Raw genomic sequence first — 13,103 nt, 5'->3', positions numbered from 1 at the left:
CGCGCGGAGGCGACCCAGAGGAGACTAACTGGCAGTTTATGTCCGCCAAGTCCGTACGCCTTTTCGAGGGACCGCCAAAACGAACACAAATCGCCGTCGCGTGGGGGCGCGCCGGCGATGCGCGGCGGCCTTGCGGCCTTGTTCCGCGCCTGGTGCTTTCATCGGCCTGCGAATGGGCAAAACGCCGAATAAAACGCCCCCGCGAAGTGCGGGGGCGTTCTAACTCTAGCCGTCGGGCCTTACTGCTCCAGCGCCGCAACGCCGGGCAGGGTTTTGCCTTCCATCCACTCCAGGAACGCGCCGCCTGCGGTGGAGATATAGGTGAAGGCCTCCGCCGCGCCCGCCTGGTTCAGCGCCGCCACTGTGTCGCCGCCGCCGGCCACGCTGATCAGGCGGCCCGCCCTGGTCAGTTCCGCCGCCTTCTGCGCGGCGGCATTGGTGGCAGTATCGAAGGGCGCGATCTCGAAGGCGCCCATCGGGCCGTTCCAGATCAGCGTCTTGGAGGCCTCGAGCGTTTTGGCCACCGCAGCCACAGTTTCAGGCCCGGCATCCAGGATCATCGCATCCGCCGGGCAGGCATCTGCCGCCACCGTTTCGTTCGCAGCACCCGCCTTGAACTCGCGCGCAACCACCACGTCCTCGGGCAAGAGGATGGTGCAGCCCTTGGCGTCCGCCTTGGCGAGGATCTCCCGCGCGGTCTCAGCCATCTCGTGCTCGCAGAGCGACTTGCCCACGTCGATGCCCTTGGCCGCGAGGAAGGTGTTTGCCATGCCGCCGCCGATAATCAGATTGTCGACCTTTTCCACCAGGTTGCCCAGCAGCTCCAGCTTGGTGGAAACTTTGGCGCCGCCCACCACCGCTGTCACCGGGCGTACCGGGGTGCCAAGCGCGCTTTCCAGCGCTTCCAGCTCGGCCTGCATCAAGCGGCCGGCGCAGGCGGGCAGCAGCCGGGCCAGGGCCTCGGTCGAGGCATGGGCGCGATGCGCGGCAGAGAAGGCATCATTGCAGTAGACATCGCCAAGCGCAGCCATTTCCGCCGCCAGTTCGGCATCGTTCTTCTCCTCGCCCGCGTGAAAGCGGGTGTTCTCCAGGAGCAGCACCTCGCCGTCCTTCAGCGCGTCCGCCGCGGCGCTCGCAGCCGGGCCGCGGCTGTCGGCGCAGAACACCACCGGCGCGCCGAAGGCAGCTTCCAGCGCGGGCACCAGTGGCCGCAGCGACATCTCCGGCACTACCTTCCCTTTGGGGCGGCCGAAATGCGCCAGAAGCACCGGCTTGCCGCCCTGCGCCAGGATGTCCTTCACCGTGGGCGCCACACGCTGGATACGGGTGTCATCGGTGACACGGCCGTCTTCCACCGGCACGTTGATGTCCACGCGCACCAGCACGCGCTTGCCGTTCAGATCCATGTCGTCGAGCGTCTTCCAGCCCATGTGCCAGCTCCCTTCAGCGAATTTCCGGTCAGACCCCCGGCTGTTTCGGGGGTTTTTGCGCATCAGTCAATGCTCCCTTGGCATTTGCCGGCGCGCCGCGTAACTATCGGGTCAATTAAGCTGACAGGAGGGCCCCATGGCCGAGATCAAGGATCCCGAAAACACCATCATCATGGAACTCAAGGACGGTAGCGTGGTGATCGAGCTGCTGCCGGACGTGGCGCCCAAGCATTGCGAGCGGATGAAGGAACTGGCCCGCGGCGGCGAATATGACAACGTGGCCTTCCACCGGGTAATCGACGGCTTCATGGCGCAAACCGGCGACGTCCAGCACGGCGACATGGAAGACGGTTTCAACATCCGCATGGCGGGCACCGGCGGCTCCGACAAACCGAACCTGCCGGCCGAGTTTTCCAAGCTGCCCCATGACCGTGGCACCCTGGGCGCGGCCCGCGCCGCAAGCCCGGACTCGGCCAACTCGCAGTTCTTCATCAACTTCAAAGATAACCACTTCCTGAACGGCCAGTACACGGTCTACGGCCGGGTCATTGATGGCATGGAGCATGTCGACGCCATTACCCGCGGCGAGCCCCCGGCGAACCCCGACCGGATGATCTCCGTCAAGGTGGCAGCCGATGCTTAAGCTGGCAGCTGCCTTTGCTCTCATGGCTGGCCCCGCGCTGGCCACCGGGCTGGAGATCGAGGTCGCGGGCGAGGCCAATGGCACCGTCAAGATCGACCTGTTTGAGGATGTCGCACCCAAGCACGTGGAGCAGATCACCGCACTTGCCGAGGAAGGCAAATATGACGGTGTGGTGTTCCACCGGGTGATCGACGGCTTCATGGCGCAGACCGGTGATGTCGAATTCGGCAAGGCCGGCGGCGATATGCGGCGCGCCGGGCAGGGCGGCTCGGAGCGGGCGGACTTGCCGGCCGAGTTCTCGGACAAGCCGTTTGACCGCGGCGTCGTCGGCATGGCCCGGGCGCAGAGCCCCGACAGCGCCAACTCGCAGTTCTTCATCATGTTCGAACCGGGCCATTTCCTGAACGGCCAGTACACCGTGGTGGGCGAAGTGACCGAGGGCATGGAAGTGGTCGACCAGATCAAGCGCGGCACCGGCCCCAACGGCGCAGTGATTGGCGAACCCGATACGATGGCTAAGGTGACTGTCACCGAGTGAGCCTGATTGGCTCTGCTGCATTCCGCCCGCGTCCCCATTCCGGGGGCGCGGGTATTTTCACGCGTGCATTTCCTCTCGCGGCGCGTCACAACGCCGTGCGGCCCCCTGTTCAGCTTTCCCGTGCCTTTCTAGACAGGAAAGGGGAGGAGATGTCTCATGGGAAAACTGCTGTTGCTGGCGCTTGCGCTGCTCTGGCCTCTGGCGGCACTGGCCGAGCCGCGTATCTGGGCACGGGAGTGGCCCAAAACCGATTTCAGCCGCACACAGGTGCAGGAATGGGAGGAAATCCGATCGGGCGGGGTGCCGAAGGACGGCATTCCGGCGCTGGATGCTCCGAAGTTTCTGGAGGCTGCCCAGGTCCGGCGGCTGGATGCGCGCGAACCGGTGATCACGCTGGAGATTGCAGGCGCCGCTCCGCGCGCCTATCCGCTGCGCTACCTGACCTGGCACGAGATCGTCAACGACGTGGTTGCGGGGGTGCCGGTGGCGGTGACCTACTGCCCTTTGTGCAACTCGGCGATGACCTTTGACCGGCGCACACCGGCGGGTACGCTGAGCTTTGGCGTCACTGGCAAACTGCGCCATTCGGATCTGGTGATGTATGACCGCGAAACCCAGAGCTGGTGGCAGCAGGCGCTTGGCACTGCCATCGTAGGACGGATGACCGGTCAGCGGCTGAAGGCGCTGCCGAGCTGGGTTGAAAGCTGGCAGGAGTTCCAGAGCCGCAGCCCTGATGGGCTGGTGATGGCCCAGCCCGGCTACAACCGCGCTTACGGCCGCAATCCCTATCGCGGTTACGACAGCTCAAACTGGCCATTCCTCTACGATGGCGCGCCACCTCCGCACGGGCTGGCGCCGCTGGAGCGGGTGGTGCGGGTGGGCGACCGGGCCTGGCCGCTGAGCCGCCTGGCGCGGGAAGGCGAGATCCGTGAAGCCGGGGTGGTGCTGAGCTGGCGGCCTGGCCAGGCCTCGGCGCTTGATGCCAGCACCCTGGCTGCGGGCCGCGATATCGGCAGCGTGCGGGTGCGCGGCCGCGACGGCCGCAACCTGCCGCATGATGTGATGTTTGCCTTTGCCTTCCACGCCTTCTGGCCAAATGGCAAGTGGATGCTGAAATAGCAAAAGGCGCGCCCTGGCAGGCGCGCCACCTCCGAGCTGGCGGTGGCCGCCGTTAGAACAGGAAGTTGTCCCCGTCCCGCAGCGTTGCCATGCCGGTGTCCTCGACCAGCACGGTGACATCGGCAAAGGAGATCAGAACATCGTCTCCTTGCTGTTCAAACTCGAGCTGGCCCAGACGCGCGGCGCCGCGGCCGACTTCGATCAGGTCTGTGCCGATTTGGAAATCGGTGATCGTATCGTTGCCGTGGCCCTTATGGAAAACGAATGTGTCCGCGCGGCCGCCGCCGGAGAGAAGATCATCGCCCCTGTGCCCCAGCAGCACGTCGCGCCCGTTTCCGCCGTTCATCGCGTCGCTTCCGGTTCCGCCAGACATAGTGTCATTGCCACCGCCGCCGCGGTCATTGCCGTTGCCGCCTCGCATCCGGTCATTGCCGGTACCGCCGGACAGCACATCCCGGCCGCCGCCGCCTTCCAAGGCGTCACTGCGGCTGCTCCCGGTCAGCTCATCGTTCCCGGCATGCCCCTTCAGCAAGTCTTCCCCGTCTTCACCGCAAAGGAAATCACTCCCCTTGCCGCCAAACAGGCTGTCGTTTCCGCCGCCGCCGTACAGTATGTCGCCGTCACCGAGCCCGGACAGGAGATCATTGCCGCTGCCGCCCAACAGATAGTCATACGAGGCACCCCCGGAAATCGTGTCGTTGCCGTCCCAGCCGTGGATCAGATTGAAGCTGCCGCTGGCCCCTTCGAAACGGCCGAAAATGTGGTCGGCCTCGTGATTGCCCTGCTGGATTTCGATCTGAAAGTCCTGAAGGGCAATCGTCTCGATACCGTAGAGCCGGTCCGTGCCAAAACCGCTCTCAAGAATAACTGCGCCATCAATGTCGAAAGTGGCATTCCAGTTGGCGCCGACCGCATCGGCAACGAAAGTGTCGTGCCCGGTGCCGCCATAAACTGTACCGTCCCCGGTTCCCGTGCGGATGCGGTCGTTCCCGCCATGGGTTTCGATGTAATCGTCCCCATTCCAGTACGACGTATAGTTGTCATCGCCGCTGAAAAGGGAAGTCAGAATCTGGTACTCGCTCTGCTGGGTGAGCTGCGACAGGCTTAGGTTAAATTCTGAAGCTGTCGCTACCAATGCACCACGGTGCTGCAAGCTTAGGCCGCTCACGCTGCTGCTGGGAGTTAGATATCCTGCGCCGTCGAACGCAAAGCCGCCATCGAGCGTGACGCTGTAGTCATGGTAGGACGCTGAAATCCGGTTCGCGGTCACGCTGGTAAGTACAATGCCGTTAAGGTCGAATCCGGCGAGGTTGAGTTCGGGCAATGTGTTGGCATAGTCGTGAATAAGAATTCTGGTCATCGTTGGGTCGCATTTCCTGCAAAAGGTTTACAGCGCCCCGAATGATTGATCGAGAAAGGGGGGCAACCGCGAAGCGCGTGTTGAGGCAAAAAAAAACGCCGCGGACCAAAGGTCTGCGACGCTTGTGTTAAACTGCTAGTGCCGGGGGCCGCCCGCCGCGTCAGCTGCCCGCCTTCTGCCCGGTGCTGGCGGCGTTCACCGCGGCCGACGGCGCGGCTGCGGCGGCCGGGGCGGACTTCTTGCCGCCGGGGTTCAGCGGGTCGTCCTGGCGCTGCACGGAGCCTTCGAAATGGGCGCCGCTTTCGATCGCGATGGTCTTGTGGATGATGTCGCCCTCGACCCGTGCGGTGGAGGTGAGGCGCACCTTCAGGCCGCGCACCCGGCCCACGATGCGGCCATTGATGACCACGTCGTCGGCGGTCACTTCACCCTTGATAGTGGCGGTTTCGCCGATGGTCAGAAGATGCGCGCGGATGTCGCCCTCGACGGTGCCTTCCACCTGGATGTCACCGGAAGTCTTAACGTTGCCAGTGATATGCAGGTCCGAGCTCAGCAGCGACGCGGCCGGCTTCGCCTTGGGGGCGCTGGCGGTGTAGTCCGAAGCGGGCGATGCCGGGGCTGGGGTCGCCGGGGCGGCCTGGGGCGTGTCGGCCTGCTTCGGCCCGGGCTCGTTGATTTTGCTCTTAGAAAACATTTCTCGCAGCCTTGATGTAGATCATGGGGTTTACGGGTTGGCCGTTGACCTTGACCTCGTAATGGAGGTGGGTCCCGGTGGACCGTCCGGTGTTACCCATATCAGCAATGTGATCCCCGCGCGAGACCCTTTGGCCGACCTTCACGCGGATCTTGGAGTTATGGGCATATTTCGTTTCGATGCCAAAAGCATGGCGGATGGTGACCAGCTTGCCATAGCCTGACTGCCAGCCCGCGAAGGTGACAACACCATCGGCAGTGGCAAAAATATCGGTGCCGGTGCGCCCGGCAAAGTCCGAGCCATTGTGCATGCGGCGGCCGCCGGTCTTGGGGTCGCGCCGGTAGCCGAAGCCCGAGCTGTTGCGCACGTGGTTGAGGTTCACCGGGCTGGCAAAAGGCGCCTGCTGGGCCGCCAGCCGGTAGAGGTTCAGCTCATCAAGGCTGTCCAGAATCCGGGCCGCCCTGAGTTCCTCCGCGGTGGCTTCCTCACCGCGGGTCGATATCGCTAAAGGGCCGAGCGGACCGCCCTGGCCGCTGTAGCCGCGCCGCACCTGCTCCAGGATGCGGTCGGTGGGCATGCCCGCGCTGCGGAACATCTTGTCCAGCGGCGCTACCGAAATCTCCACCGCTTCTTCGAGCTGCCGGAAGATCTGGTCGTTGCGCTCGTCCATCAGCTTCAGTTCCAGCTCCAGTTCGTCGCGCTCCAGAAGGGCGGTGCGGGCATCGGCCTCAACCTGGTCGCGCTGCTGGGCTGTCTCCGACAGCACGTCTGCCAGCATGTCCATCTGCGCCGAAGCGCTGGCCAGGGTGGTCTGGGCGGTGCCGTCGGCCTCGGTGTCGGCTTCGAGCTGCGCCAGCGCCTTGCGGGCCTCATCGCGCTGGGTCAGCGCGTCGCGCAGGTTGGACTGGATTACCTCGATCCCGGTTTCCAGCTCGCGGCGGCGGGTTTCCGAGGCGAGCAGCTCGGACTGCATCCGGGAGATCTGCACCAGCGCAGCGTTGAAGCGCTCCTGTGCTGCGAGGGCTTCCTCGGCGCGGGCGTCGCGTTCGGCGGAGATCGCGTTCAGCCGTTCCCGGTAGGTTTCCTGGTCGCGTTTGGCGGCTTCCCGGAAGTTGCCTGCGCCTATGCTGTCCATCAGCAGGATCGCGCTGGCGACCCAGGCCCAGGCGGCAAACAGCACAATGCCGGTGAGCGCGATCAGCTGGGTTTCCGAACGCAACCGGATAAAGCGCGTGTCTTTGTCCGATTTCAGGAAGACCCGCCGCTCGGGAAAGCGGCGTTCCAGAAATGCGTGAATTCTGATTGCGAAGCGTGTGCGCAAAGCCCGTGTTCCTGTCCCGTCCCTATATGCTGCTCGTTTGCTGCCTGAGCCGCCATGCAGAAGGCGGCCGGCAATGGGCCGCGCTGGTCCGGGCGGCCGCGGGGGGCAAACTGCATGGGCGGACTGAATAGACAGGCAGCGGCCACTGGGCAAGCCTGTTGACCCTTCACCCCCGAAATGGGGGCAAAGGACCGCCTGATGGGCGAAAATCTGCCGAAAACAGGGCATCGGGCTGTGACGAGCGGCGCCTGGGTGCCCCCCCCGTGTTCAAGGGCGGCAGCATTACTGGCTGCGGGCGTCCTCCTGCGCTTGCATCCAGCCGTTGCCCCAAGCGAGGTGATCGGCGCTGTCGAAGGCATGCGGGTTGGTGGTGAAGGAGCGGCCGTCGCGCTGCGCCTTGTAGCCGGCCTCGTATGTGCTGCCGCGCGGGTCCATGCCGCAGGGATGATGCGCGGTCTGGTGCAGGTGCCTGGCGTATTCCGGGAACTTCATCAGGTCGGTCTGGTCCAGACCTTCGGGATGACGCTCCAGAGTCTGGCGGCCGCGTTCGGTGAGCTGCCAGGCGGAGCTGCCGTCCCTGCGCAGCAGCCGCGCGATTTCAAGCGCGTCCAGATGGGAGCTGAGCTTGCCGCGCAGCTCTTCCGGCGGCAGGGCCGGGGTTTCCTCGGCCCGGCGGAACAGCGCCATGAGCGCTGCTTCGCAGTCCGCCAGCGTGACAGGGCCCTCCGCCGCGCGGTGCAGGATCAGGGCCACGAGACTGGGCATGCTCAGGAGCGGGTAGTCGTCTTCAAACATAACAAAAGGCCACCGGTAACATGGGCCTGAAAGCTTACGCCGGGATTGGCCGCCGGTAAAGTCCGGGCCATTTGATAAGGGGCGCTGAAATGCGCGCGGTCAACGGCCGGGCAGCGGCGGCTTTGCCTCGGTCAGCGGCCAGTAGAAATCCGGCGGCAGCCCGGCCTCGGCGCGTTTTTCCTCGTTGAAGGGCGGCTTAAGGAGGCCGTGGAAATACTTGCGCACCAGCCCGTGGAAGACCTCCTTGGGGTCGCGGTCCTCGCGCCCGCAGAGGAAGTGAAACCATTTCGAGCCGTAGGCGACATGGCCGACCTCCTCGGCATAGATGACCTCCAGCGCTTCAACGGCTCGTGTGATACCCGCCTTGCGGAAAATTTCGATCATGCCCGGCGTCACGTCGAGCCCGCGCGCTTCCAGCACCATCGGCACCACCGCGAGGCGTCCCATCAGGTCCTCGGCGGTGTCTTCGGCCGCGCGCCACATGCCGGCATGCGCGGGCAGGTCGCCATAGGTGCAGCCAAGTGCTTCAAGGCAGTCGCACATCAGGTTGAAATGTTTGGATTCCTCATCCGCGGCTTTGACCCAGTCGTCAAAGAAGCCCATCGGCATCGGCACATGGGAAAAGCGCGCAATGATGTCCCAGTGCAGGTCGACGGCGTTGAGTTCGATGTGGGCGACCGCATGCAGAAGGGCGCGGCGGCCCGCCTCGGAGCCGGGTTTGCGCTTGGGCACCTCGCGCGGGTCGAGCAGCGCCGGGCGCTCGGGCCTGGCAGGATGCCGCGGCGGGCTGGCGGTGCCGATCGGGATATCCTGCGCCTCGCCGCGGCGGGCGGCAAACCAGGCGGCGGCATGGCGGCGGGACAGCGCGGTTTTGGCCCGCCCGTCCGCGGTGGCCAGCACCTCGGCGGCGCGTTCGGCAAGGCAAAGCGGCTGATCGCCCATGGCAGATGTCCTTCGGCTAGCGTGATCGTTGCGGGGCCGGGTTCACCCGAATTGCCGGCAAATGTCCAGAGCGGGGGCGGTCTGTTATTCCGCTTGCCCGAGGGAAAAACCGGAGGGCTCCCGCGTCTGGGGGCGATCAGCAGGATGATCTCCCTGGCAGCTGTTGACCGGGCGCCGGGACCAGCCGCACGCGCAGCGCCTGGAAGGCGGGAACGGCCCGCCTGCCTGATCAGAGCGCCCGGGCCGCTTCGAGGACCTCTTCCACGTGGCCGTCCACCTTGACCTTGCGCCAGATGCGCGCGATGCGGCCGTCCGCACCGATCAGAAAGGTGCTGCGCTCGATGCCCCAGAAAGTCTTGCCGTACATCTTCTTTTCCTGCCAGACGCCGTAGTCTTCGCACACCGTGCCCTCGGCATCCGACAACAGCGGCACCGCCAGCCCGTGTTTGGCAGCGAATTTCCGGTGTTTGGCGAGGCTGTCCTTGGAGATCCCGAATACCTGTGCGCCCGCCTCGGCAAAGGCTTGCAAATGCTCGGAAAAGCCGATGGATTCTTTCGTGCAGCCCGGGGTATCATCGCGGGGGTAGAAGAACAGCACCACGGGGGATCCCTCAAGGGCGGAAAGCTCCACTTCTCCGCCGCCGCTCTGGGGCAGGCGGAAGCCGGGGGCGGGGTCGGAAGGGTTCAGCATGGTCCTGTCTCCGGTTTCGCTATGCGCATTCTGCGCGGCACCATAAGCAATTCGCAGCAAAGGGAAAGCCGAGATCAAACCTGGGGGCGACATCAAGAGCGGCCGGCCGGAAGCGGTGCCCGTGCCAGGGCCGCAGGCTCCGTCCGGTGCTGGCGGCTCCGGTCCCGGTCCCGGGCGCGGGCCAGCACCGGAGCCGCGGGCCCGCCGCCGGCGCTGGCGGCTGTTGCGCGCCGCGGCCTGGCTCCTTGCAATTCTCAGTTTTCTCGGCGCAGGGGCGGTCTATTTCGGCATCGGCACGCGGCTCGATGCGCCACAGTGGCTGCGCACGAGGGTCGAGGAACGGATCGAGCGCCACCTGAACGGGCTGCAGATCGAATTCGGCGAGATCCACATGGTGGTGAACCAGGGCTTCCGCCCGCGCGTCAGCCTGCGCGATGTGGTGCTTCGCCACCCCGATGGCACGCCCTTCGCGCAGCTGGCTGACGCCCGTGCCAGCCTTGCCATGCGGCCATTGTTGCGCGGCCGGTTGCAGCCCAAGCAGATTTCGCTGAGCGGGCTGTTTGCGACGTTGAGCCGGGGGCCGGACGGGGCCTTTGCGCTCAGCTTCTCGGGCGGGGGGCTGGCCGCGCGCGAGGCGGAAACCCTGGCCGAGCTGATCGAGCAGTGGGACAGCCAGCTGGAGAAGCCGGTGATGGCGGCGCTCACCTCGGTGGAGACCAGCGCGCTGACCCTGCGCTACCGGGACGAGCGGCTGGGGCGAGAATGGACGCTGGATGGCGGACGGATCCTTCTGCAACGCGAGGAGCAGGCGGTGTCGCTTGCGGCCAGTTTCTCGCTCCTCAGCGGGCGGGAGGATGTCGGCACGGTGGAGGCGAGCTATGCCTCGGACATCGGCAGCCCGGCGGCGGATTTCGGCGTCGTGGTGCAACAGATCGCCAGCGAGGATATCGCGGTGCAGACTCCGGCGCTTGGCTGGCTCGGGGTGCTGCGGGCGCCGATATCGGGCGCCTTGCGGGGGGGAATCAGCGGCGATGGCGCATTCAAACCGCTGTCGGCCAGCTTGCAGATTGGCGAGGGAGTGATCCAGCCAGAGGCCCAGACCAGCCCGGTGCCGATCACCGGTGCGCGCAGCTATTTCACCTACGACCCGGAGGCCCAGAGCCTCGATTTCTCGGAGCTGAGGATCGGCAGCGGCTGGGGCTCGGGGGTGATGCAGGGCAAGGCGCGGCTGAGCGGCACCGAAAATGGCCGCTTTGAAGGGCTGGCCGGGCAGCTGAGCTTCACCGATCTGACGCTGAACCCGGCGCAGCTCTATGCGGAGCCAGTGAGCCTTTCAGGCGTGGCGGCGGATTTCGAGCTGTCGCTGGCGCCGTTCCGCTTCCGCCTGGGCGAGATGCTGGTGCGGGACGGGGAGAGCCGGCTGTTGTTCGACGGCAGCTTCAGCGCCGGTCCTGAGGGCTGGGACTATGACCTCAATGGCCGCGCGGATCAGGTGAGCGCCGCCCGCGTGAAGGAGTTGTGGCCTGCGGCGCTGGCGGCGAAGCCGCGCCAATGGGTGATGGAAAACCTCTATCAGGCCGATATCCGCGATGCCGGGCTGCACCTGCGCGGGCGGGGCAGCGGCAAGCCCTTCGTGAGCTTGAACCTGGCCTTCTCGGATGCTGCACTGAGGTTTCAGAAACACCTGCCGCCGCTGCGGGAGGCGGCGGGGCAGTTGAGTCTCTACGGCAGCCGTTTTGTCGCGACCGCCTCCGAAGGCACGGTGACGGCGGATCAGGGCGGGCAGGTGGATGTGACTGGCACCTCCTTCATCATCCCCGATACCACGGTGCGCGAAGGCACGCCGGGTATTGCCCGGATCAAGGCACAGGGACCGGTGGAGGCCGCGCTGTCGCTCCTGAACCGGCCGCCGCTGTCTCTGATGGACAAGGCGAATCTGCCGGTCGATCTGGCCGAGGGCACGGTGCAGGTCTCGGGCACTTTGGCGCTGCCCTTAAAGAAAGGTGTGCAGCCGGAGGAGATCACCTATCACTACCGCGGCGAAGTGCGCGAGGCGGCGAGCGGCAAGCTGGTGCCGGGCCGCGAGGTGCGGGCCCCGGTTCTGCAGCTGGAGGGCGATGAGGGAAGAGTGCGCCTGAGCGGCCGGGGCGCGCTGTCCGGTGTGCCGCTCAGCGCCGCCTGGACCCAGCGCATCGGCAAGGGCGCGGAGAAGGCCAGCCGGGTGACCGGCACGGTGGAGTTATCTCCGGAAACGGTTGAAGCCTTCAACCTGGGCCTGCCGCGGGGTTCGGTCACCGGGCAGGGGCAGGGGCGCTATGCGGTGGACCTGCGGCCCGGCGAGCGGCCGCGGCTGCGACTGACGTCGGACCTTGCCGGGCTTGGGCTTGCGATACCGCAGCTGGGCTGGCGCAAGGGGGCGGAGGCGACCGGCCGGCTGGCGCTGACGGCGGAGCTGGGTGCGGCTGCCCGGGTGCCGGAGCTGGTGCTGGAAGCACCTGGGCTGAGCGCGCGCGGAAGCCTCACCACCCGCGCGGACGGCGGGCTGGAGCGGGCGGTGTTCAGCCAGGCCCGGGTGGGCAACTGGTTCAATGGCGCGGTGGAGCTCCGGGGGCGCGGCGCGGGCGCGGCGCCGGCCATCGCGGTGACTCGCGGGCGGCTCGCGCTCAATCGCTCGCCCTTTTCGGCCGCCGGCGGCACGGAGGGCGGCGGGGGCGGAGGCGGCGCCTCCGCACCGATTTCCCTGCGTTTGCAGGAATTGCAGGTGACCGACGGCATCGCGCTCACCGGTTTTCAGGGCCGTTTCTCCACCCGCGGCGGCGTGAACGGGGAATTCACCGGGCGGCTCAACGGGCAGACCCCGGTGAGCGGCACGGTGGTGCCGCAGGACGGCGGCACCGCGGCCCGCATCCGGGCCGGCGACGCAGGCGGCGTGTTCCGGTCGGCGGGCGTCTTGCGCCACGGCCGGGGCGGCAGTTTCGATATGACGCTGCTGCCCGCAGGCAAGCCCGGCGAATACGAGGGCCGCATCGAGGTACGCAACACACGGATACAGAACGCCCCCGCAATGGCCGCGCTGCTGAATGCGATCAGCCTCGTCGGCCTCATCGACGAGATGACCGGCCAGGGCATCCTTTTTACCAGCATGGAGGCCCGCTTCCGCCTCGCGCCAGGCTACCTGATCCTGCACGAAAGCAGCGCGGTAGGGCCGTCCATGGGGCTCTCGCTCGATGGCAACTACGACCTCAACAGCAAACGTCTGAATATGCGCGGAGTGCTTTCGCCGCTGTACCTGTTGAACGCGGTCGGCAGCGTGCTGACCCGCAAGGGCGAGGGGCTCATTGGCATTGCCTTCCGCGTGCGCGGCACTGCCGACGACCCAAGCGTCGGCGTCAACCCGCTTTCCGGGCTCGCGCCGGGGATGTTCCGTGAGTTGTTCCGCGGCCCCAAGCCCGCTTTGCCTAACGGTTTGAGCGCCGAAGAGCAAAGCGAGGCGGAAGCGGAGGCGGCAAAGCGCAGGAAGGAGCGGCTGCGCGGAAAGGATCGCTAGCAAGACGGAAAAAATGCCATAGC

11 protein-coding genes are annotated in these 13,103 nt (G+C 66.2%); 4 read left to right on the top strand and 7 right to left on the bottom strand.

All coding sequences use genetic code 11. The features are described 5' to 3' along the window. Positions 1 to 239: 239 nt before the first annotated feature. Positions 240 to 1,430: a phosphoglycerate kinase gene (locus ACOHWE_RS03495; RefSeq protein ID WP_420664142.1), complete on the bottom strand. Its 1,191-nt coding sequence runs from the start codon at positions 1,428 to 1,430 to the stop codon at positions 240 to 242. A 136-nt stretch (positions 1,431 to 1,566) separates the two neighbouring features. On the opposite strand from ACOHWE_RS03495, the gene ACOHWE_RS03490 reads away from it, so the two are divergent. From ACOHWE_RS03490 to ACOHWE_RS03480, 3 genes are all read left to right on the top strand, one after another. Next, a complete protein-coding gene (locus tag ACOHWE_RS03490) occupies positions 1,567 to 2,073 on the top strand; it encodes a peptidylprolyl isomerase (protein WP_420664141.1) in 507 nt (168 codons plus the stop codon). Beyond that, positions 2,066 to 2,611 (top strand): peptidylprolyl isomerase, encoded by a 546-nt coding sequence (locus ACOHWE_RS03485; protein ID WP_420664139.1) that lies wholly within the window; start codon positions 2,066 to 2,068, stop codon positions 2,609 to 2,611. Before ACOHWE_RS03490 ends, ACOHWE_RS03485 begins: the two co-directional genes overlap by 8 nt. Before the next feature lie 156 nt (positions 2,612 to 2,767). Continuing rightward, a complete protein-coding gene (locus ACOHWE_RS03480; RefSeq protein WP_420664137.1) occupies positions 2,768 to 3,730 on the top strand; it encodes a DUF3179 domain-containing protein in 963 nt (320 codons plus the stop codon). Between the two features lie 52 nt (positions 3,731 to 3,782). Here the strand turns inward: ACOHWE_RS03480 and ACOHWE_RS03475 are convergent, their stop codons facing one another. From ACOHWE_RS03475 to ACOHWE_RS03450, 6 genes are all read right to left on the bottom strand, one after another. Then, a complete protein-coding gene (locus ACOHWE_RS03475) occupies positions 3,783 to 5,090 on the bottom strand; it encodes a calcium-binding protein (protein WP_420664135.1) in 1,308 nt (435 codons plus the stop codon). Positions 5,091 to 5,250: 160 nt separating this feature from the next. Beyond that, complete coding sequence (locus tag ACOHWE_RS03470; RefSeq protein WP_420664134.1) at positions 5,251 to 5,784, bottom strand: bactofilin family protein; 534 nt, start codon at positions 5,782 to 5,784, stop codon at positions 5,251 to 5,253. Further along, the gene (locus ACOHWE_RS03465) at positions 5,774 to 7,105 is read right to left on the bottom strand and encodes a DUF5930 domain-containing protein (RefSeq protein WP_420664133.1); all 1,332 of its coding nucleotides are present in this window, start codon (positions 7,103 to 7,105) and stop codon (positions 5,774 to 5,776) included. The genes ACOHWE_RS03470 and ACOHWE_RS03465 overlap by 11 nt, the downstream gene beginning before the upstream one ends. 282 nt (positions 7,106 to 7,387) lie before the next feature. Next, entirely contained in the window at positions 7,388 to 7,900 is a 513-nt protein-coding gene (locus ACOHWE_RS03460) for a hypothetical protein (protein ID WP_420664132.1), read from the bottom strand. A gap of 99 nt (positions 7,901 to 7,999) precedes the next feature. After that, positions 8,000 to 8,842, bottom strand: a complete 843-nt coding sequence (locus ACOHWE_RS03455; RefSeq protein WP_420664131.1) for a ferritin-like domain-containing protein — start codon at positions 8,840 to 8,842, stop codon at positions 8,000 to 8,002. A 229-nt stretch (positions 8,843 to 9,071) separates the two neighbouring features. Beyond that, positions 9,072 to 9,533 carry a peroxiredoxin gene (locus ACOHWE_RS03450; protein ID WP_420664129.1) on the bottom strand — a complete coding sequence of 154 codons (462 nt, stop codon included), beginning with the start codon at positions 9,531 to 9,533 and terminating at the stop codon, positions 9,072 to 9,074. 223 nt (positions 9,534 to 9,756) lie between these two features. On the opposite strand from ACOHWE_RS03450, the gene ACOHWE_RS03445 reads away from it, so the two are divergent. Beyond that, complete coding sequence (locus ACOHWE_RS03445; protein ID WP_420664128.1) at positions 9,757 to 13,080, top strand: YhdP family protein; 3,324 nt, start codon at positions 9,757 to 9,759, stop codon at positions 13,078 to 13,080. Positions 13,081 to 13,103 lie beyond the last annotated feature (23 nt).

Source organism: Cribrihabitans neustonicus (genome assembly GCF_048820895.1).
Taxonomy (GTDB): Bacteria; Pseudomonadota; Alphaproteobacteria; order Rhodobacterales; family Rhodobacteraceae; genus Cribrihabitans_A; species Cribrihabitans_A neustonicus.
This window is presented reverse-complemented; position numbering and strand designations above follow the sequence as displayed.